Source organism: Isoalcanivorax pacificus W11-5 (genome assembly GCF_000299335.2).
In the GTDB taxonomy this organism is placed as follows: Bacteria; Pseudomonadota; Gammaproteobacteria; order Pseudomonadales; family Alcanivoracaceae; genus Isoalcanivorax; species Isoalcanivorax pacificus.
Map to the genome: position 1 here is coordinate 21,424 of NZ_CP004387.1, position 20,758 is coordinate 42,181.

Here is a 20,758-nt window from a genome sequence, read left to right on the forward strand (position 1 = left end):
ACAACAACAGGAATGCCCGCATGCTGGATCAAAGCGAAATCGAACTGTTCCGGACCAACGTCCGCAAATACCTGGAAAAGGAAATCGGCCCGCATTACGCGAAGTGGGAGAAAGAAGAAATCCTGCCGCGAGAGGTCTGGACCGGCCTGGGCGAGAATGGCTTCCTGTGTGTCGACGTACCGGAAGAATACGGTGGCTTCGGCGCGCCGTTCCGTCTGTCCGCGATCGTGGTGGAAGAAGCCTCCCGCCTCGGCTTTGGCGGCCTGGCGTCAAACATCTCCGTGCACTCGGATATTGTGGCGCCGTACATCCTGCACCTGGGGACGGAAGAACAGAAACAGACCTGGCTGCCGAAAATGGTGACCGGCGAAGCCATCGGTGCCATCGGCATGACCGAACCGGGCGCCGGCTCGGATCTGCAGGGCATGAAAACCCGTGCCGAAAAAGACGGCGACAGCTATGTGATCAACGGCCAGAAAACCTTTATCACCAACGGCCAGCATTGCGACGTGATCGTGCTCGCCACCAAGACCGATCCGAACGCCGGCAGCAAAGGCATGACGCTGTTTACCGTCGATACTTCCCTGCCCGGCTTTTCCCGTGGCCGCAACCTGGAAAAAATGGGGCATCATTGTGCCGACACCTCCGAGCTGTTCTTCGAGAACGTGCGCGTGGGCGCCGACCAGATTCTCGGCGGCGAAGGCCGTGGCTTTGCCAACCTGATGAACGAGCTGCCACGGGAACGTCTGATCCTTGCCATCGGCGCCGTGGGTGCCTGCGAAGGCATGCTCGAGCGCACCACGACCTATGTGCAGGAGCGCAAGGCCTTTGGACAGTCCATCGCCCAGTTCCAGAATTCCCGCTTCAAGCTGGCCAACCTGAAAGCCCAGGTCGAAGTGAACAAGGCGTTTGTGGCGCAATGTACAGACCAGTACGACGATGGCGCGCTGAGCACCACCAACGCCTCCATCGCCAAGTACACCACCACCGAACTGCAGGGCGTGGTGGCGGACCAGTGCCTGCAATTGTTCGGCGGTTACGGCTACATGCAGGAATACCCGATTTCCCGTGATTACGTGGATGCGCGTATCCAGCGTATTTACGGCGGCACCAGCGAAATCATGCTGGAGATCATCGCGCGCGATCTGCTCGGCCGCGGCTGACCTGTCCTCCTGCGTGCGGCCGTGGTATCGGCCGCACGCCTATTCTGCCTGTCATCTTCACCCGCTACACTGCCGACACCCTTTGTTGCGCGCGGAGTGTCCATGCCATCTTCCCCTGCGATTCCGTTTCGTGATGCGCTGGTGGTGTGGTTACGCGTGGCGCTGCTGAGCTTTGGCGGGCCGGCCGGACAGATTGCGGTGATGCACCGGATCCTGGTGGACGAAAAACGCTGGGTGGATGAACCCCGTTTCCTGCACGCGCTGAATTTCTGCATGCTGCTGCCCGGGCCGGAAGCCCAGCAACTGGCCACGTATCTGGGCTGGACATTGCATGGTGTGCGCGGCGGGCTGGTGGCGGGGGTGCTGTTTGTGCTGCCCGGGTTTGTGTCGATTCTGGCGTTGTCGCTGCTGTATGCAGGCATGCGGGATGTGCCGGCGGTCACGGCGCTGCTGTTCGGGCTGAAAGCCGCCGTGCTGGCGCTGGTCTTCATGGCCGTGTGGCGTCTGGCGGGCAAGGCGCTGGTGACATCCTGGCTGCGGGGGCTGGCGGTGGCAGCGTTTGTTGCCATTGCGGTGTTTGACCTGCCGTTCCCGCTCATCGTGCTGGGTGCGGGTGCGCTCGGCTATTGGGTGGCGCGTCATCGGCGAGCCTGGCTGGGCGATGGCTTGCAGCCGGCGGTGGACATGCCGCACGGCAGGGTCAGTCATCGCCACCTCTGGCGGGTGGTGCCGCTCGGCCTGGTGTTGTGGGCGGCGCCGGTGCTCGCGTGTGCGTTATGGCTGGGTGCGGATCACGTGCTGGTCACGGTGGGAGAATTCTTCAGCAAAGTCGCAGTGGTGACCTTCGGCGGGGCCTACGCGGTGCTGGCCTACATCGCACAGCAGGCGGTGGAGCAGTACGCCTGGCTGCAACCGGGTGAAATGCTCGATGGCCTGGGCATGGCGGAAAGCACCCCGGGGCCGCTGATCCAGGTGGTGCAGTTTGTCGGGTTCCTGGCCGTGTTCCGTGATGCCGCGCCGCTCTCCCCCTGGCTGGGCGGGCTGCTGGGGGCGGTGCTCACCACCTGGGTGATTTTCGTGCCCTGCTTCCTCTTTATTTTTGCTGGCGCGCCCTATGTTGAACGGCTGCGCGCCAATCAGGCCTTGTCCGGCGCGCTGCGGGCGATCACCGCCGCCGTGCTGGGTGTGATGGCCAGCCTGGCGTTGTGGTTTGCGGCGCATGTGCTGTTCAGCGAAACCCGGCATATCGCCGGCATGACCTTGCCGGTGCTGCACAGTCTGCAATGGCTGCCACTGGGCTGGTGTGCGCTGGCATTGTGGCTGCTGGCGTGGCGTGGCTGGGGGCTGTTGCCCGTCCTGGCGCTGACCACGCTCGGCGGCGCCGGATCATGGTGGCTGCTTTACTGAACGGCCGCGACCGGCGTGGCGTTCCGCTTGTGCAGCGCGCGCAGCACGATGCGGCACTGGTTTTCCCCGTACTCGAGAATATCCGCCGAGGCCGCCTCGGCCTGCCGTGCCACCACGTTGACCAGCAGCCGCTGGAAAATCTGCAATGACATATCGAACTCTGAGGTTTCCTCGATCAGCGCGATGTACGAATAGCGTTGCAGCAGGGGAATCAGATCGCTGATCGCGCGCGCCATGTACGCATTGCGGGCAAACACCAGCATATGTGGCAGAAACCGGAACACCATCTGGTGGGCGCCTGCTATGTCGCCGGCCTGATGCAGCTGTTCCAGTTGCGGCAGCATCCGCGCCAGCTCGTCCAGCTCTCCCGGTTGCCAGACCTTCGCCGCCCGCCCGGCCAGTTCGGAGAGCATCAGGAACAGGAAGTCATACAGCTCCTGCACCTGAGCTTCTGTCACCTCGCGCACGCGCGCGCCCCGGCGTGGCTGGATCTCGATCAGATGCCGTGCCTCCAGCAGCCTGAAGGCCTCCCGAAGTGAGTTGGTGCTTACATCAAGCTGTTTGGCCAGCTCATTCTCATGCAGACGGGCGCCCGGCGGCAGCGTGCCGTGAATGATCTGCTCTGCCAGGTGATCGGCAATCTGGTCGCTGAGGGCGACGGCTTTCAGGGGCATGGATCAGGACTCCGTGTCAGAGCGGCCAGTATACACAACAGACCGTGACAGACAGAATACATGAATTGTTTGACACTTCAATTACTCAGGTATAGCCTCCCACCTTGACAGTACCCAATGACAAGGACAAATCCGGCCCGCGAGGCCGATGGGAGAGACACCATGTTTGAACGTAGTGATGCCCAGCGGATGATGACCATCAAGAAATGGGGCTACCCGCTGTTCTGGGCCACCATGCTGCCCCTGTTGCCCCTCACCGCCCTGATCGGCCGCGAGGCCGGCACCCAGGATTACTGGGCCTGGGGCCTCTACTTCGTTGTCTTCGGCATCATCCCTGTCCTCGACTACATCATCGGCAAGGACCCCTCCAATCCGGACGAGATCACCGAAGTGCCCTCGCTGAACGAAGAGCGCATCTATCGCGTCTTTACCCTGCTGATGGTGCCGATCTGGTTTGGCGCCCTGTTCTGGGCTGGCTGGGTATTCGTGAACAACGACTATTCCTGGTTCGGCATGCTGGGCTGGATCGTGTCCATCGGCACCGTGGGTGGCATCATCGCCATCAACCTGGCGCACGAGCTGATCCACAAGGATTCCCGCCTGGAAACCTGGGCCGGCGGCCTGCTGCTCTCCTCGGTGACCTACGCCGGTTTCAAGGTCGAGCACGTGCGCGGCCATCATGTGCATGTGTCCACTCCGGACGATGCCTCGTCCTCGCGCTACAACCAGAGCCTGTACCATTTCCTGCCGCGCGCCTTCGTGCGCAACTTCATCAACGCCTGGCGGCTGGAAAAGCAGTACCTCGAGCGCAAAGGGAAAAAGAACATCAGCGTCCATAACGAACTGATCTGGTGGTACGGCATTTCCGCCGCGCTGGCCGTTGTCTTTGGCCTGCTGTTCGGCTGGATGGGCGTGGTGTTCTTCCTCGGCCAGAGCTTCTTCGCCGCCTTTGCACTGGAAGTGATCAACTACATCGAGCACTACGGCCTGCACCGTCGCGAGCTGGATAACGGCAAGTACGAGCGCGTTACGCCGGCCCACAGCTGGAACTCCAACTACCTGCTCACCAACATCGCGCTGTTCCAGCTGCAACGTCACAGCGACCACCACGCCTACGCGAAGCGTCGTTACCAGGTGCTGCGTCACTACGAGGAAAGCCCGCAACTGCCGGGCGGCTACGCGGCCATGTACGTGCTGGCGCTGGTGCCGCCGCTGTGGAAGAAAGTGATGAACCCGCGGGTGGAAGCGTACTACCAGGGTGAGATGGATCAGTTGTTCCGTACCGGCAAGCGGGTTAACAACATTGCCTGATACCGAGTGACCTTTCGCGCTGCCGGGATGGCGGCGCGTGTCCCTTGACGGCCTTCAGACACTCCGCGTTTGAAGGCCGTTTTTTTGTGCGGGGACCGTAGGGTGGGTAGAGCCAAAGGCGAAACCCACCGGGACCATGCCTGTTACTCACTCCCGCAAAATCATCGAAATCACCCGGCTTGGGTAGTGGGTAGTTTCGCTGGTTTTGTGCGAGCAGTGTGCGACATGGACATGGTGGGTTTCGCCTTTGGCTCTACCCACCCTACTGCCGCCAGAACAACGGCATAAACAACACCAGCATTGTAAACACCTCAAGCCGCCCCAGCAGCATCGCGAAGCACATCATCCATTTGGCAAAATCGGTGATGTCACCAAAGCCGCTGGCGACGCCGGCAATCCCCTGCCCCACGTTGTTCAGTGACGCGGCCGACGTGGCCAGTGCCGTACCGGGGTCCAGGCCCGTCATGATAAAGATCATGGTGAAGATCACCGCCAGCATGATGTAGACGCCGACAAATCCCCACACCGCCTGCAGCACGCGATCATCGGTAGAGCGGTTGCCGAAGCCGACGGCGAACACGCCGGAGGGATAAATCAGCCGGCGCAGTTCGCGCAGGCTGTGGTGGAAGACCAGTGCCGAGCGGATCACTTTCATGCCGCCGCCGGTGGAGCCGGCGCAGCCGCCGATAAAGCTGGTCAGCACCAGGAAATAAAGGACATAGGTAGGCCAGGCCGCCATGTTCGTGCTGGTCAGGCCGGTGCCGGTGCTGAACGACATCACCTGGAAGATGGCGTGGCGCAAGGTGGTGCCGGCATTGTGGTGGTAGTGATCGTAGACCCACAGGCCGACAGCGACCATGGTGATATAGATGGTCAGCAGGCCGATAAAGAAACGGAACTCGGGGTCGAGCACGTAGGCCCTCAACGACCGGCTGCGGAAAGCGGCGAAGTGCAGTGTGAAACTCATGGCACCGATGAGGATGAACAGCGACGCGATCATGTCGATGGTCGGGCTGTCGAAGTGCGCCATGCTGGCATCGTGGGTGGAGAACCCGCCGGTGGAAATGGTGCTGAAGCTGTGTGCCACGGCATCAAACCAGTCCATCCCGGCAGCGCGGTACAGCACGGCGCACAGGATGGTAAAGGCCACGTACAGAAACCACAGCGCCTTTGCGGTTTCGGCAATGCGGGGTGTCAGCTTGGCCTCTTTCATCGGGCCGGGGGTTTCGGCCTTGTAGAGCTGCATGCCGCCGACGCCGAGCATCGGCAGGATGGCGATGGCCAGTACAATGATGCCCATGCCGCCGAGCCATTGCAGTTGCTGGCGATAGAACAGCAGTGATTTCGGCAGGGCATCCAGGCCACTCAGTACCGTGGCGCCGGTGGTGGTGAGCCCGGAAACGGATTCGAACACGGCGTCGGTGATGCTGATGTCGAGTGCCGGATTGAACAGGAAGGGAATGCCGCCGATGACGCCGAGCACGGTCCAGAACAGCGTCACGACCAGAAAGCCGTCGCGGGTCTGCAGTTCGGCGCGGTGCCGCCATACGGGCAGCCACATGCCCAGGCCGAGCAGGAAGATCACCGCGAACGCCGCCAGGAATGCCATCTCGCTGCCGTCGTTGTACCAGTAGGCGATGGCCACCGGCGGCGCCATGGTGAAACTGAACACCATGAGCAGAATGCCGAGAATCTTGGTGATCAGTGCAAAGTGCATGGCCGCGGGCTCTGGGCGTTCATCAGAAGAAGGTGAAACCGACCTGGAACAGTTTTTCCACGTCAGCGATGCGGCGGCGGTCCATCAGGAACATGATCACATGGTCATCCGGTTCGATGACCACATCGCCGTGGGCGATCAGCACTTTCTCGCCGCGCACGATGGCGCCGATGGTGGTGCCTTCGGGCAGGTCGATATCCTCGATCATGCGGCCCACGACTTTCGAACTGCGTGAATCGCCGTGCGCGATTGCCTCGATTGCTTCGGCCGCGCCCCGGCGCAGGGAATGCACACTGACCACGTCGCCACGTCGCACGTGGGTGAGCAGGTTGCCGATGGTGGCCTGCTGCGGCGAGATGGCGATGTCGATGTCATGGCCCTGCACCAGGTCCACATAGGCGGGATTGTTGATCAGCGTCATCACTTTGCGCGCACCGAGCCGCTTGGCGAGCATCGACGACATGATGTTGGCTTCATCGTCGTTGGTCAGCGCGCAGAAAACGTCGGCGTTTTCGATATTGGCCTTGAGCAACTGGTCGCGGTCTGTGGCCAGCCCCTGCATCACCACCGTGCGGTGCAGGTTCTCCGCAAGCCAGGCGCAGCGTTGCGGAAACCTTTCGATCAGCTTGACGTTGTAACGGTGCTCCATGCCCTTGGCGAGCCGGAAACCGATATTGCCGCCACCGGCGATGACAATGCGCTTGTAGTTGTGTTCCAGCCGGCGCAGCTCGCTCATCACCGCGCGAATGTCGTTGCGTGCCGCGACAAAGAACACTTCGTCGTCGGCTTCAATAATGGTGGTGCCTTCCGGCTGGATGGCGCGGTTGCGGCGGAAGATCGCCGCCACGCGGGTGTCCACGTTGGGCATGTGCTGGCGCAGTTCACGCAGTTCGTTGCCCACCAGCGGGCCGCCGTAATAGGCGCGCACCGCCACCAGCTGCACGCGGCCACCGGCGAAGTTCACCACCTGCAGTGCCCCGGGCAGGTCGATCAGCCGGCGGATGTAATCGGTCACCACCTGCTCGGGGCTGATGATCACATCAATCGGAATGGCGTCGTTGTTGAACAGCTTTTCCTTGTGCAGGTAGCTGGCGGCGCGGATGCGGGCGATCTTGGTCGGCGTGCGGAACAGCGTATAGGCCACCTGGCAGGCGACCATGTTGACCTCGTCACTGCTGGTGACGGCGATCAGCATGTCGGCATCCTGGGCGCCGGCCTGACGCAAGATCGACGGGTAGGAGCCGCGGCCTTCCACGGTGCGGATGTCGATGCGGTCGCTCAGTTCGCGCAACCGCTCGGCGTCGGTATCAATGACGGTGATGTCGTTGCGTTCACCGGCGAGGTTTTCCGCCAGGGTGCCACCCACCTGACCGGCGCCGAGAATGATGATTTTCATAGGTCGCCGTGTGCTCCGTGGAGCGGGTCAGTGCTTGCGCAGCCGCGCAATGTAGAAGCCATCGTGTTGGCCTGTCCCTGACAGTAACTGGGCCCCGGCCGTGACCGGAACATCCCCCGTGTCGGGCGGTGTGTCGTCCTGCGCGTCACCATGGCGGGCCAGAAAGGCGCTGATCTGTGCGGCGTTTTCCTGGTCCAGCAGTGAACAGGTGGCGTATACCAGCAGGCCGCCCGGCCTGATCAGCGGCCATAATGCATCCAGCATGCGGGCCTGTAAACCGACCAGCGCCGGCAGGTCGGCGGCGCGGCGATGCCATTTCACATCCGGTTGCCGGCGCAGGATACCGGTGGCGGAACAGGGGGCGTCGAGCAGGATGGCGTCGAACGGGGTGCCGTCCCACCAGGGTGTCGGGTCGCTGGCGTCGCCTTGCTGCACGTCGGCGTGCAGGCCCAGGCGGGTCAGGTTCTCGCGCACCCGTTGCAGGCGGTGCGCATCATTATCCAGGGCCAGCAATGACGCCTCGGGAAATCGCTCGGCCAGTTGCCCGGTCTTGCCGCCGGGGGCGGCGCAGGCATCCAGCAGGCGTCCGGTGGGCGGCGCCTCGATCAGCTCCGCCGGCAGTTGTGCGGCTTCGTCCTGTACAGAAAGCGTGCCCTGGTCGAAACCTGGCAGGTGCTGGACCGGTACGGCGTGCGCCAGCGTGATGGCGAACGGTGCGCGGGTGCCGGGGTTGGCGGCGATGCCGGCCGCGGCCAGGCTGGCCAGGGCAGCATCGCGGTCCTGATGTTGCCGGTTCACACGCAGCGTCATCGGTGGTTCGTTGAGGCTGGCCTCCGCCAGCGTGGTGGCGGCCTCGCCCCAGTCCTGTTGCCACTGCTGCCATAGCCAGTCGGGCAGCGAGCAGCGAATCGGCACCGGCAGCGTGGCGCGCCAGGTGGCCAGGTCCAGCCGGGTGGCCTTGCGCAGCACGGCGTTGGCCAGCCCGGCGGCCCAGGGGGCTTTCAAGGTGCGGCACAGGTCCGGGTAGGCGTTGACGACGGCGTGCGCGGCGCGTTCGGTGAACCAGAGTTCGTACAGGCCGCACAGCAACGCCAGCCGAACCTGGCGTGCGGAGGCTTTGAGCGGCTTTTGCAGTTGCTGGTCGAGCCAGTGGTCGAGCAAACGGTAATGCCGGCAGACGCCGAAGCAGAGATCCGTCAGCAGGCCGCGCTCGGCGGGCTCCAATGGCTGGCGGTGGTGTGCGAGGGCTTCGCGCAGGCTGCGGCCATGGCCATCGCCGGGGAGGACGTCCATCAGGGTGCGGACGGCGATCAGCCGTGGCTGGCCGCTCATGACCGGGCTCCCCGGAAACCGTCAGCGAGTAATTGCCCGCTTACCAGCTGATCGGCACGGCCACTGAGCAGGTCGCGGACGGGCAACGGCTTTTTGCCGGGCAGCTGGGCCTGGAGAAGGCGCAGGCTGCCGTCGCCGCAGGCCACTTCGATCGCGTCCGGGCCGACCGCCAGGATCGTGCCCGGCGCGCCCTTGCCGCTGGCCGGCTCGCTGGCCCAGATGCGCAGCACCTGTTCGCCGAAGGGCGCCCAGGTCACCGGCCAGGGATTGAAGGCACGGATGCGGTCGTGCAGGGCACGGGCCGGTTCGGCCCAGTCCAGTTGAGCTTCGTCTTTGCTGAGCTTGTGCGCATAGGTGACGCCTGCCGCCGGCTGCGGTGTGGCGCGGGCCAGGTGCGCGGGCAGATCCGCCAGCACGCTCACCAGCGCCTCGGCGCCCAGGTCGGCGATGCGCTGGTACAGGCTGCCGCCGGTGTCGTCCGGATGGATCGGTGTGGCCTGTTTCAGCAGCATCGGCCCGGTATCCAGGCCGGCCTCCATCTGCATGATGGTGACGCCGCTTTCGGCGTCGCCGGCGGCGATGGCACGGTGCACCGGTGCGGCGCCGCGCCAGCGTGGCAGTAGTGAGCCGTGCACGTTGATGCAGCCGTAGCGGGGAATATCCAGTACCGCCTGCGGAATGATCAGGCCGTAGGCCACCACCACCATGACGTCCGGCGCCCAGTCGCGTAATTGCTGGCGGATGTCGTCGCCTTTCAGGTTTTCCGGTTGCAGCACAGTAAGCTGGTGCTCACTGGCCAACATTTTTACATCGCTGGGTTGCAGCTTTTTACCGCGCCCGGCCGGGCGGTCCGGCTGGGTCAGCACGCCGACAATCTCGTGCGGGGTGGCCAGCAGGGCGCGCAGGCTGATGGCGGCAAAATCCGGCGTACCGGCGAAGACAATGCGCAAGCTGGACAAGGTGAAACCTCTCGGGATGCGGTGGGGCGGGCGCCGTCCCTGGCGCGAAGCCGGTCAGGCTCAGGCCTGTTGCCGGTGCAGTTTTTCCATCTTCTTCTTGATGCGGTCGCGCTTCAGGCGCGAGATGTGGTCGACGAACAGCTTGCCGTCCAGGTGATCAATCTCGTGTTGCAGGCACACGGCCAGCAGGCCGTCGCAGTCCATCTCGAAGACATCGCCGTCACGATTCAGGGCCTTCACCCGCACCCGGTCCGGGCGCTCGACGGTTTCGTAGAAGCCGGGCACCGACAGGCAGCCTTCATCATAGGTCTTGGTGTCGTCGGTGAGCGGGGTGATCTCCGGGTTGATGAACACCAGCGGCTGGTCACGCTCTTCGGAGACATCCAGTACCAGCAGGCGCTGGTGCACATTGACCTGGGTGGCGGCGAGGCCGATACCGGAGGCGTCGTACATGGTTTCAATCATGTCGTCGATCAGTTTGCGAAGCTCGTCATCCACCTTTTCCACCGGCTTTGCTACCGTGCGTAGCCGGGGATCCGGGAATTCGAGAATGTCCATTACTGCCATGGGCGTTCCAGCGTTGAAGTGCAAAGTTGTGACGGCACTCGAAAGTCGGTTGCTAACTGCATGATCAGATTGCTAATATCGGTCGAAAATCGTACAACGACTGTAGCACTATCGGGTTTGGCCGCCTCGGCGTCCACCCCGGTATCTCACGCCAACACATTCGGGGGCCGACCGTCAGGTCGCAAGTGTGCCAATAATGATAAAAGGATTCCGGCAATGATGAAATCGCTCCTGCGGACACTCACCGCTGGTGCCCTGCTGGCTGTGTCCGGGCTGACGGCGGCTGATGTCGCGCTGAAAAGCGACCACCCGGAAGTCTATTATGTGAAAGCCGGCGACACCCTCTGGGACATTTCCAGCGCCTTCCTGCACAACCCCTGGGAATGGCCGGAGCTGTGGCACGGCAACCAGCAGATCGATAATCCGCACCTGATCTACCCCGGCGATGCGATCCGCCTGCGCTACGTGGACGGCCAGCCGCAACTGACCGTGGACCGCGCGGTGAAGATCGAGCCGGACAGCGACGGCGTGGTGCGGCTCTCGCCCCAGGCGAGGGAGATGCCCCTGGCAGCGGCCATTCCTGCGATCCCGCTGGGCAGCATTCAATCCTTCCTGAAAGAGGCGCTGGTGCTCAGCCGCGACGAGCTGGCCACCTCGCCGTATCTGGTGGGCGGCCAGGATCGCCGGGTGGTGTTTGGCCAGGGTGATGTGGTGTATGCCCGCGACCCGGCGGACCAGTGGGACGACCTGCTGCAGGATTACGGCTTCTACCGCGTCGGCACCCAGTACGTGGACCCGGAAACCAAGGAAATTCTCGGCTATGAAGCCCTGCAGATCGGCCGTGGCAGCGTGGCGGCCCACGATGGTGAAATGCTGACCCTGCGCGTGCAGCAGTCGAATCAGGACCTGCGTGCGGAAGACCGCGTGCTGAGCAGCCCGGAACGCCGCGTACAGTCGATGTTCTATCCGTCCGCGCCGGAGACCGAGGTGAACGCCTCCATCATCCGCCTGTTCGGCCGCCTGAGCAGCGTGGCGCGCAACGACGTGGTGGTCATCAGCCGCGGCGCCCGCGAGGGCCTGAAAGAAGGCAATGTGCTGGATGTGTACCAGCGTGGCGAGCGCGTGCGCGATCAGGTGCGCAACGAAATGATCCGCCTGCCGGACAGCAAATCCGGCACCCTGGTGCTGTTCCGCGTGTTCGAGAAGGTGTCCTATGGCCTGGTGATCGAATCCACCAAGCCGATCTACATGAACGACCTGGTGAAAAACCCCGGCGGCCTCTGAGCCGGGTTCACCTGCGGCGGCGCATGGATGCGTCGCCGTTCACTTACAACATCAAAGGTGCTCCATGGATGGCCAGCACGCCCGTCTTGCCCTCGCCCTGACATTTCATACTGCCTCGCCCGTGCTCGGTCGCCTGCTGCGTGATGCCGGCAGCGTGGAGCAATTGCTGCAACAGCCGGCGGTATGGCGCGCACAGGTGCCGCCGGGTATCCGCCCCGCCACCTCCCCGCCGGACCACTGGCATGCCTGGCTGGCCGATGACGGCTGGCAACTGATCGCCCTGGGCGACCCGGACTACCCGCCCCTGCTTGCCACCCTGTCCGATGCGCCCGGCATGCTGTTCGTGCGCGGCGATGCGGCGTTACTGCGAGCGCCGCAGATCGCCATGGTGGGCGCACGGGGGGCATCGCCGGATGGCCTGCGCAGTGCACGGCACTTCGCCCGGGCGCTGGCGGCCACGGGCCTGGTCATTACCAGCGGGCTGGCGCTGGGTATCGACGCCGCTGCACACGAGGGCGCGCTGGCAGGCGGCCGCACGCTGGCGGTGATGGCCACGGGCGGTGACCGCATTTATCCCGCGCGCCACCAGGCGCTGGCCCGGCGTATTCTCGACGGTGGCGGGGCGCTGGTCACCGAGTACCCGCCCGGCGTGGGGCCACGCAAACCGCATTTTCCGCAGCGCAATCGCATCATCAGCGGCCTGTCGCTGGGGACCATTGTGGTCGAGGCGGCGCTGCGCTCCGGTTCCCTGATCACCGCCCGGCTGGCGGCGGAACAGGGCCGGGCGGTGTTCGCGGTGCCCGGCGCGGTACACAACCCGCTCAGCCGGGGCTGCCATCAGTTACTGCGTGACGGCGCGCTGTGGCTGGAAAGCGTGGACGACGTGCTGGCGGAGTTTGCCCAGTTCGCCACGCTGGCGGCGGGCGTGGAGGCGGAGGCCGCGCCGCAGGCCTGCACCGACCCGCTGCTGGCGCTGTTCGCCAGCGGCGTGAACAGCCTGGATGACCTGATCGAACGCACCGGGCTGGAGGCTGCCGAGCTGATGCGCAAGTTGTCGGCGCTGGAAATCGAAGGCCGCGTGATGCGCCTGGGCACCGGTTACGCCCGCGCAGAATAAACGCCGGGGCACGCCGGGCTTGTCTGGCGCAGAGCGCTTGGTTACCTTGCAGGCCCTTGAGCCTGTCCGTTCGGCGATGCCTGCCATGAGTCTGACCACTGCCACCTACTGGCCCCTGCACACTGCCGCGCGCGTGATTCGCGCCGGCGGTGTCGTTGCGTATCCCACCGAAGCGGTCTACGGACTGGGCTGTGACCCGGCCAACGAAGCCGCCGTGCGGCGCCTGCTCGCCATCAAGCAGCGCCCGATGCACAAGGGGTTGATCCTGCTTGCTGGTGACACCGCACAGCTGCGCCCCTGGATCAGCGTATCCGACACGGACATGGCTCGCATGCAGGCCACCTGGCCCGGCCCGGTGACCTGGGTGGTGCCGGCCAGTGAGCGCGTGCCCGCATGGGTGCGTGGCCGGCACAGCAGCGTGGCGGTGCGGGTCAGCGGCCATCCGCTGGCACGGGCGCTCGCCCTGGCCGCCGGCACGCCGATTGTCTCGACCAGCGCCAACCTGTCTGGCCGGCCATCGGCGCGCAATGCGTTTCAGGTAGGGCGACAACTGGGGCAGGAGATCGATTTCCTGGTCGCAGGTCAATGTGATCTGGCGGCCAAACCCTCTACCATTATCGACCTGACCAGCGGCCGCACGTTGCGCGGCTGAGCCTTTTTCAGTGCCTGGACACCCGTTATGACAGACATCGCCACCGATGCCGTAAAGGCTTACCTGCTTGGCCTGCAGGACGACATCTGCGCCCAGCTCGAACAGGAAGACGGCGCAGGGCGTTTCGTGGAAGACAGCTGGGATCGTGAAGAAGGCGGCGGTGGCCGCTCACGCGTGCTCACCGACGGCGCGGTGATCGAAAAAGGCGGCGTGAATTTTTCCCATGTATTCGGCAGCACCCTGCCCGCCTCCGCCACGGCTGCACGGCCGGAACTGGCCGGGCGCAGTTTCCAGGCCATGGGCGTATCGCTGGTGATACACCCGCGCAACCCCTATGTGCCCACCAGCCACGCCAATGTGCGTTTTTTCATCGCTGAAAAAGAAGGCGAGCCGCCCGTCTGGTGGTTTGGCGGCGGCTTCGATCTCACGCCCTACTACGGCTTCGAGGACGATGTGCGTCATTGGCATGGCGTGGCGCGGGACGCCTGCGCGCCCTTCGGTAAGCACCTGTACCCGGCCTGGAAGAAATGGTGCGACGAGTATTTTTTCCTGCGCCACCGCAATGAACCGCGAGGCGTCGGCGGCCTGTTCTTTGACGACCTGAACGCACCCGGCTTTGAACAAAGCTTTGCCATGATGCAAAGCGTGGGCAATGCCTTTATCAACGCCTACCGCCCGATCATGGCGCGTCGCAAAGACACCGCCTGGGGCGAGCGTGAACGACAGTTCCAGTTGTACCGCCGTGGGCGCTATGTGGAATTCAATCTGGTCTATGACCGGGGCACCCTGTTTGGCCTGCAGTCCGGCGGCCGCACGGAATCCATCCTGATGTCGCTGCCGCCGCTGGTGCGCTGGGATTACGACTGGCAGCCTGAGCCGGGCACGCCGGAAGCTGCGTTGTACGAACAATTTTTGTGTCACCGGGAGTGGGTATGAGCACGCCGCAGCCGCCAAAGCGCTTTGCCGTGTTCGGCAACCCGATTGCGCATTCAAAATCGCCGCAGATCCATACGGCGTTCGCGGCCCAGCGCGAGCTGTCGCTCCGTTACGAACGTATCGAGGCGCCGCTGGACGATTTTGCCGGCAGCGTGACGGCCTTCTTCCAGCACGATGGTGCGGGCGCCAACGTGACCGTGCCGTTCAAAGAACAGGCGTTCTCTCTGTGTGACGTGCTCACGCCGCGCGCACAACAGGCCGGCGCAGTGAACACGCTCTGGCAGGAAGGAGGCCGGCTGTTCGGTGACAACACCGATGGCGCCGGGCTGGTCACGGACCTGTGCCACAACCTGGGCTGGCCACTGGCGGGCCGGCGCATACTGGTGCTGGGTGCCGGTGGTGCGGTGCGTGGTGTGCTCGGCCCGTTGCTCGCGGCGGCGCCGGCTTCCCTGCATGTGGCCAACCGCACACGCGACAAAGCGGATCAGCTGGCCGCACTGTTTGCCGGCCATGGCAATATCACAGCCGGTGGTCTGGACGACCTGCAGGGTGAATTCGATCTGATCATCAATGCCACCTCTGCGAGCCTGGCCGGTGCTGCGCTGACGCTGCCTGCAATGCAGGTGCATCGCGACAGCAAATGTTATGACATGATGTATGGCGCCGAGCCGACACCTTTCCTGCGCTGGGCAGCACAACAGGGTGCAGCGACCGCCGACGGTCGTGGCATGCTGGTGGAACAGGCTGCCGAAGCCTTTTTGATCTGGCACGGCTGGCGGCCGGTGACCGCAGCAGTGATCGCCTCGTTCGGCAAATAGCGACGCCGTTTCTTCGCCGGGCGTCGTCACCAGCAGGGCGCCCGTCACTTCCTGATGTCCTGTCACGTTTTGCAATGCCTCACGGGGTTTTGCAGATGTTTACTGGCGTGTGACATTCGCTTATCGCAAAGATAACGGAATTATTTTCCGGCTGCGTGCAGTATCGAGCGTGGGTAATCGGGGTTGTGTCAGTCTCCCGTAATGCAGGATGAGGTAGATGTACCTCGTGTGGCTGCGAAACAGGCGGCCCACTGTTGCCATTGTCTGATGCATGTCGTCGTCATACTGCCGGGGGGGGATCGTGAGGGTGTGCTCGATGAACAGAGGTTGGATGTTGTCACTGGGCCTGCTGGCAGTCACACCGGCGGAGGCCGGATTATGGAACGTGGCCTGGGACAACGATCTCTTTACCGGGACTGATCGCGGCTATACCAACGGTTTGCGTCTCTCATGGCTGAGTACGGCGGCAGAGCGCAACGACAGCTGCCGTTTCTGTGTCGCCGCCGGCGTACGCGATGGCCTGTCCTGGCTGCCGGGGATCGGCAGCCCTGAATCTGATCATGCGCTGGCGGTCAGCCTGCAACAGGCCATGGTGACGCCGGAAAACATCGAGCTCGACACCCCGCAATACGATGACATCCCCTATGTGGGTTACCTGTCGATCGACGCGGGCCTGTATGCCTGGAACCGCACCCGCCTGACCGGTTATGGCATCACGATCGGTGTGACCGGGCCGGATTCCGGCGCCCGGCGTACACAGGAATGGGTGCACAAGGTGACCGGCAGCACCGACCCCCGAGGCTGGGAAAACCAGCTGGGCCCGGATGTGGTCGGCGGGGTTCAGGCGATGCATGCGCGTCGCTTTTTCCTCAGTGGCGATCCGTCAGAGATCCAGCACGAATTTGTCTGGGGTGCGGGGGCGACGGCAAGCTCGTTCATCAGCAGTGGTGAAGTTGGCATCTTCTGGCGCATGGGCCGCAACCTGCCCGGCAACTTTGTGCCCGAGTACGCCGGCATGTCCTCGTCCGTCGGCCTGCCGGGCATGCTTGACGCGCCGGGCGCCGGCTGGACGGTCTTCGCCGGCTTGCTCGGTGAGGTGATCCCGTATTCCTACATCGAGGACAAGGCCGGGCCGTACCAGTTCGAACAGGAGCCGGTGGTCGGGCATGTCAGTGTTGGCGCTGGCCTGCACTCGAACAACTTCCACTTCGCCCTGACCGTGCGCGCCACGACGGCACAGGAGCAGACCAATAAGGAACCGCTGACCTTCGGCACCCTGTCGTTCACCTGGCGCATGTGATCAGTCCGCCTCAGCCAGATACTGGTTCTTCAGTTTCACGTAATTGCCTGCCACATAGGGCAGAAATTCCCGCTCCTCGCGCGTGAGCGGGCGCACCTGCGTCGCCGGCTTGCCACGATAGAGAAACCCGGACTTCAGCCGCTTGCCCGGCGGCACCAGCGAGCCGGCGGCCAGAATCACATCGTCCTCGATCTGCGCCCCGTCCATCACGATGGCCTGCATGCCGATCATCACCCGGTTGCCGATATGGCAGCCGTGCAACATGGCCTGATGGGCGATGGTCACATCGTCACCGATCGTCAGCGCGAAACCACCGGGGTTGAACGGAGAATCGTGCGTGATGTGCAGCACGGCGTTGTCCTGCACACTGACCCGGGCGCCCAGCTCGATAAAATGCATGTCGGCCCGGATAACGGCCCCCGGCCAGACGGAACAGTCCTCGCCCAGGCTGGCATCGCCGATCACCTGCGCCGACGGATCCACCCACACACCTGCCCCGCATTGCGGCGTTTTGCCGCCGAATGACCGTACTGCCATGTTGCCCCCTGTGCTGAGTCGTGCGGCCTCTGAAACTGGCACTTGATAGTGGTATTGTCCACCCTGATATCCAGAAATCATGTCCCGGCAGCGGTGCTGCCTGACCAATCGGCAAGAGCGTGACTATGAGCAAGAATCCCCTGATCGACTACCCCGGCCTGCCGCCCTTTTCCGACATCCGCCCCGAGCACGTCGAGCCGGCGGTCCAGGCCCTGATCAGTGACGGCCGCGCCCGCATCGCTGACGTGCTGAAAAGCGGCGGCCCGTGGAACTGGGACAACCTGGTCAACGCCCTGGATGAAGAAGACGACCGCCTCGGCAAGGCCTTCGGCCCCGCCGGGCACCTGAATGCGGTGGCCCAGAACGAAGCCCTGCGCAACGCCTACAATGTCTGCCTGCCGCAACTGTCCGAATACGGCACCGAAGTGGGCCAGAACGCCGAACTGTTCCGCGCCTACCAGAGCGTCCGCGACAGCGCCGAATTCGCCACCCTGACGCCCGCACAACAGAAAGACCTGGACGACACCCTGCGCGACTTCCGCCTCTCCGGCGTCGACCTGCCGGCGGACAAGAAAGCGCAGTACATGGAAAACAGCAAACGTCTCTCCGAGCTGACGTCCGCCTTTTCCGATGCCGTGCTCGACGCCACCCAGAGCTGGCGCCGCCATGTGACCGACGCTGCCGAGCTCGATGGCGTGCCGGACGTGGCGCTCGCAGGCGCCGCCGACAAGGCCAGGGAAGAAGGCCTGGACGGCTGGCTGCTGACCCTGGATTTCCCCTGCTACTACGCCGTGATCTGCCATGCCCGCAATCGCGCCCTGCGCGAGGACATCTACCGCGCCTACAGCACCCGCGCCTCCGACCAGGGGCCGGACGCCGGCAAATTCGACAACAGCGCACGCATGAACGACATCCTCGCGCTGCGCCATGCACAGGCCGAGCTGCTGGGCTTCGCCAGCTACGCAGAAAAATCCCTGGCCACCAAAATGGCCCGCGACGTGGACGAAGTGCTGGGCTTCCTGCGCGACCTCGCCCGCCGCGCCAAACCCCAGGCGGAAAAAGAACTGGCCGAATTGCAGGCCTTCGCCGCCGAACAGGGCGCCGGTGAACTGGCGCCGTGGGATATCGCCTTCTGGAGCGAACGCCTGCGCGAAGCGCGCTACAGCATTTCCGAAGAAGAACTGCGCCCCTGGTTCCCGGCCGAAAAAGTCATCGGCGGCATGTTCGCCGTCGTTGAAAAACTGTTCGGCATCCAGATCAAACAGCGCGACGACGTGGACACCTGGCACGCCGATGTCCGCTATTACGACGTGTTCGACGACAGTGGCCAGAAAATGGCCGGCTTCTACCTCGACATGTACGCCCGCACCGGCAAGCGTGGCGGTGCCTGGATGGACGATTGCCAAGTTCGCCGTCGCCGTGCGGACGGTTCACTGCAACTGCCGGTGGCCTACCTGACCTGCAACTTCGCCCCACCCGCCGGCGGCAAACCGGGCCTGCTGACCCACGATGAAGTGGTCACCCTGTTCCATGAATTCGGCCATGGTTTGCATCACATGCTGACCGAGCAGGAAGTCAGCGGGATTTCCGGTATTAACGGCGTGGCCTGGGATGCGGTCGAGTTGCCGAGTCAGTTTATGGAGAACTGGTGCTGGACCGAAGAAGGCATCCGCCTGATTTCAGGTCACTACGAAACCGGCGAGCCTTTGCCTGCGGAAAAACTGGAAAAGATGCTGGCGGCGAAAAACTTCCAGAGCGCCATGGGCATGGTGCGGCAACTGGAGTTTTCCATCTTCGATATGCGTATCCATGCCGAATACAAAGACGGCCTGGATATCCAGCAGATTCTGGATGAAGTGCGCGATGAAGTGTCGGTGATTCGCCCGCCGGCCTTCAATCGTTTCCAGAACAGCTTTGGGCACATCTTTGCCGGGGGGTATGCCGCAGGCTACTACAGCTACAAATGGGCGGAAGTGTTGTCTGCTGATGCGTATTCCCGCTTTGAAGAAGAAGGCATCTTCAATGAAGAGACCGGGCGGGCGTTTCGGCGTCATATCCTGTCGCAGGGCGGCAGCCGTGAGCCGATGGAGCTGTTTGTTGCGTTTCGTGGGCGTGAGCCGAGTGTGGAGCCGTTGTTGCGGCATAGCGGGATTGCGGCGTGATCAGGCGGCGGTTTATTGCTGGTGCCACCTGCCCCGAGTGCGGCGCCCTGGATAAGATTGTGCGGGTGGAGGATGGTGACATGCTCTGGATGGAGTGTGTTGCCTGTGGGATGCGTAAGGATCTGGATGCGGAGCCGTCGGTTGCGGAGCTGCCAGCGGAGGGCGGTGGTAGCCCGGTGGTGTGGAAATCGGGGAAATGATTGGATTGTGGCAAAGAGTGATCGCCTGAAATGATCGCTTTTGTGTTGCTTTTTCTGAGTGACATCTGCATCAGGACTGTACCTGGCACGGGTGAAGTGTGCTGGCTTGCAGAGGGCGGGATTGGCCGTGTCATGCATGTATTTGCGGTGGTGGTGTGGCTGAGGCAGCGGACTAAAGTCGCCTTTTGCCTATCACCCGGACCGCGCGGCTCGTAGAAAAATGCAGTCTTATATTTTAAAGAGCTGCGAGGGGATTTTGATGTGCTTTCCTATAATGTTGTGCCGCGTGCGTCGTTATTCGATATACGTGCGAGCGTTCTAATACCTGCTAGCCATAGGGAAATCGATGCTAGAACCAAATTTTTCTGAATCACAGCTACAGCAAGCTGTTAACTCTGCGTTTATCAGGTTAATTTTTGAGGAGCGCGGAGAATGGGTCTTTGCGAACGTGCCTTCTCTATTTGATGAGTTTGTGCTTGGTTGGGATTCGGCATTTTACTTTCCATGGTTGCCTCACCCTGCGCTAGAAGAACATGAAGGCTGCAATTTTTTCATTCAGTATAAACTTTCGTGTGAGTTGACTACCAGAGGTGCTGGGCAATGGAACGATTGGAAAGAGCCCTATCTTCGATTCAAAATCCCGCATAGCACCAAAGGTCCGGATAACAGGCATCAAGATGACTATCACCAGTGGGAAAGGCTTAAAGAGCTTGCAAATAAAAATTACCCCACGTTTTACGCGACAAATTCAACTCTAAAAAAAGAAAATCTTAAAGAAATATCGAAGGATGGTAGCTTGCTATGCAAAACGCCTTTCCTGGATGTGCGAGATATTACCCAGCTACATAAATATGTGACGTTTACGGAGACTAGCGATTTCTTTTTGCTTCATAGTGAAATAGAAAAATCCCCCAGATTGGGTAACGATTTCATTTTTGAGCGTCTCCGCGAGACGAGAAAAGCATCAATGTCAGAATCAAATAGACTGCTTTATGAATCACTAAAGGAGCTAGCGGTTAATGATGAGAGTTGGCAGGTGGATTTGCGTCAAATATCTGACTCGCTTTCAAGTGGAAGTGACGTAGGAAAAGTATGGCTTGTGCGGAGCCTGCTGAGTGGTTTTATCGGGCGGCATATTGGTGCGCAAATGTTTTGGTATCCAGGTCGTGGCTAACAGTCGCAGCGCCGAAGTCCGGGACACGCACGAATAAAGCGGGAGAAGTCCG

At 62.6% G+C, this 20,758-nt stretch carries 19 protein-coding genes; 12 read left to right on the forward strand and 7 right to left on the reverse strand.

Going from position 1 to position 20,758, the window contains the following annotated elements; translation table 11 throughout:
- Nucleotides 1-20 precede the first annotated feature (20 nt).
- The gene (locus tag S7S_RS00105; protein WP_008734351.1) at nt 21-1,163 is read left to right on the forward strand and encodes an acyl-CoA dehydrogenase family protein; all 1,143 of its coding nucleotides are present in this window, start codon (nt 21-23) and stop codon (nt 1,161-1,163) included.
- A gap of 102 nt (nt 1,164-1,265) precedes the next feature.
- Nucleotides 1,266-2,570: a chromate efflux transporter gene (chrA, locus tag S7S_RS00110; protein WP_008734349.1), complete on the forward strand. Its 1,305-nt coding sequence runs from the start codon at nt 1,266-1,268 to the stop codon at nt 2,568-2,570.
- Here chrA and S7S_RS00115 read toward each other — a convergent pair.
- The gene (locus tag S7S_RS00115) at nt 2,564-3,244 is read right to left on the reverse strand and encodes a GntR family transcriptional regulator (protein WP_008734347.1); all 681 of its coding nucleotides are present in this window, start codon (nt 3,242-3,244) and stop codon (nt 2,564-2,566) included. The two genes, chrA and S7S_RS00115, sit on opposite strands and share 7 nt — an antisense overlap.
- 162 nt (nt 3,245-3,406) lie before the next feature.
- Between S7S_RS00115 and S7S_RS00120 the strand changes: the two genes are divergently transcribed.
- Nucleotides 3,407-4,555 carry an alkane 1-monooxygenase gene (locus S7S_RS00120; protein ID WP_008734344.1) on the forward strand — a complete coding sequence of 383 codons (1,149 nt, stop codon included), beginning with the start codon at nt 3,407-3,409 and terminating at the stop codon, nt 4,553-4,555.
- 262 nt (nt 4,556-4,817) lie between these two features.
- On the opposite strand, the gene S7S_RS00125 is transcribed toward S7S_RS00120, so the two are convergent.
- Genes S7S_RS00125 through def form a run of 5 tightly spaced genes read right to left on the reverse strand, consistent with a single transcriptional unit; the run spans nt 4,818 to nt 10,526 of the window.
- Nucleotides 4,818-6,272, reverse strand: a complete 1,455-nt coding sequence (locus S7S_RS00125; RefSeq protein ID WP_008734342.1) for a TrkH family potassium uptake protein — start codon at nt 6,270-6,272, stop codon at nt 4,818-4,820.
- Between the two features lie 22 nt (nt 6,273-6,294).
- The gene (gene trkA / locus S7S_RS00130; RefSeq protein WP_008734341.1) at nt 6,295-7,668 is read right to left on the reverse strand and encodes a Trk system potassium transporter TrkA; all 1,374 of its coding nucleotides are present in this window, start codon (nt 7,666-7,668) and stop codon (nt 6,295-6,297) included.
- A 27-nt stretch (nt 7,669-7,695) separates the two neighbouring features.
- Nucleotides 7,696-9,000, reverse strand: a complete 1,305-nt coding sequence (gene rsmB, locus S7S_RS00135; protein WP_008734339.1) for a 16S rRNA (cytosine(967)-C(5))-methyltransferase RsmB — start codon at nt 8,998-9,000, stop codon at nt 7,696-7,698.
- Nucleotides 8,997-9,959: a methionyl-tRNA formyltransferase gene (gene fmt / locus S7S_RS00140; RefSeq protein ID WP_008734336.1), complete on the reverse strand. Its 963-nt coding sequence runs from the start codon at nt 9,957-9,959 to the stop codon at nt 8,997-8,999. Before fmt ends, rsmB begins: the two co-directional genes overlap by 4 nt.
- Nucleotides 9,960-10,019: 60 nt before the next feature.
- Nucleotides 10,020-10,526 (reverse strand): peptide deformylase, encoded by a 507-nt coding sequence (gene def, locus S7S_RS00145; RefSeq protein ID WP_008734333.1) that lies wholly within the window; start codon nt 10,524-10,526, stop codon nt 10,020-10,022.
- A gap of 216 nt (nt 10,527-10,742) precedes the next feature.
- On the opposite strand from def, the gene S7S_RS00150 reads away from it, so the two are divergent.
- The 6 genes from S7S_RS00150 (at nt 10,743) to S7S_RS00175 (ending at nt 16,633) form a co-directional block, all read left to right on the forward strand.
- Nucleotides 10,743-11,810 carry a LysM peptidoglycan-binding domain-containing protein gene (locus tag S7S_RS00150; protein WP_008734331.1) on the forward strand — a complete coding sequence of 356 codons (1,068 nt, stop codon included), beginning with the start codon at nt 10,743-10,745 and terminating at the stop codon, nt 11,808-11,810.
- A gap of 64 nt (nt 11,811-11,874) precedes the next feature.
- Nucleotides 11,875-12,927 carry a DNA-processing protein DprA gene (gene dprA, locus S7S_RS00155; protein WP_008734329.1) on the forward strand — a complete coding sequence of 351 codons (1,053 nt, stop codon included), beginning with the start codon at nt 11,875-11,877 and terminating at the stop codon, nt 12,925-12,927.
- Between the two features lie 85 nt (nt 12,928-13,012).
- Nucleotides 13,013-13,579 (forward strand): L-threonylcarbamoyladenylate synthase type 1 TsaC, encoded by a 567-nt coding sequence (tsaC, locus tag S7S_RS00160; protein ID WP_035203591.1) that lies wholly within the window; start codon nt 13,013-13,015, stop codon nt 13,577-13,579.
- Nucleotides 13,580-13,606: 27 nt separating this feature from the next.
- On the forward strand, nt 13,607-14,515 hold the full coding sequence (gene hemF / locus S7S_RS00165; protein ID WP_008734325.1) for an oxygen-dependent coproporphyrinogen oxidase: 909 nt from the start codon (nt 13,607-13,609) through the stop codon (nt 14,513-14,515).
- A complete protein-coding gene (gene aroE / locus S7S_RS00170) occupies nt 14,512-15,333 on the forward strand; it encodes a shikimate dehydrogenase (RefSeq protein ID WP_008734323.1) in 822 nt (273 codons plus the stop codon). The genes hemF and aroE overlap by 4 nt, the downstream gene beginning before the upstream one ends.
- Before the next feature lie 316 nt (nt 15,334-15,649).
- Nucleotides 15,650-16,633: a lipid A deacylase LpxR family protein gene (locus S7S_RS00175; RefSeq protein WP_035203589.1), complete on the forward strand. Its 984-nt coding sequence runs from the start codon at nt 15,650-15,652 to the stop codon at nt 16,631-16,633.
- Here S7S_RS00175 and S7S_RS00180 read toward each other — a convergent pair whose 3' ends face one another.
- Nucleotides 16,634-17,170, reverse strand: coding sequence for a gamma carbonic anhydrase family protein (locus S7S_RS00180; protein ID WP_008734317.1), 537 nt, complete (start codon nt 17,168-17,170; stop codon nt 16,634-16,636).
- Between the two features lie 125 nt (nt 17,171-17,295).
- Here S7S_RS00180 and prlC point away from each other — a divergent pair, with 125 nt between their 5' ends.
- The 3 genes from prlC (at nt 17,296) to S7S_RS19455 (ending at nt 20,706) form a co-directional block, all read left to right on the forward strand.
- On the forward strand, nt 17,296-19,332 hold the full coding sequence (prlC, locus tag S7S_RS00185) for an oligopeptidase A (RefSeq protein WP_008734315.1): 2,037 nt from the start codon (nt 17,296-17,298) through the stop codon (nt 19,330-19,332).
- Nucleotides 19,329-19,532 carry a YheV family putative metal-binding protein gene (locus tag S7S_RS00190; RefSeq protein WP_008734314.1) on the forward strand — a complete coding sequence of 68 codons (204 nt, stop codon included), beginning with the start codon at nt 19,329-19,331 and terminating at the stop codon, nt 19,530-19,532. Before prlC ends, S7S_RS00190 begins: the two co-directional genes overlap by 4 nt.
- A gap of 346 nt (nt 19,533-19,878) precedes the next feature.
- Nucleotides 19,879-20,706, forward strand: coding sequence for a hypothetical protein (locus S7S_RS19455; RefSeq protein ID WP_144401548.1), 828 nt, complete (start codon nt 19,879-19,881; stop codon nt 20,704-20,706).
- The last annotated feature ends 52 nt before the right edge of the window (nt 20,707-20,758 follow it).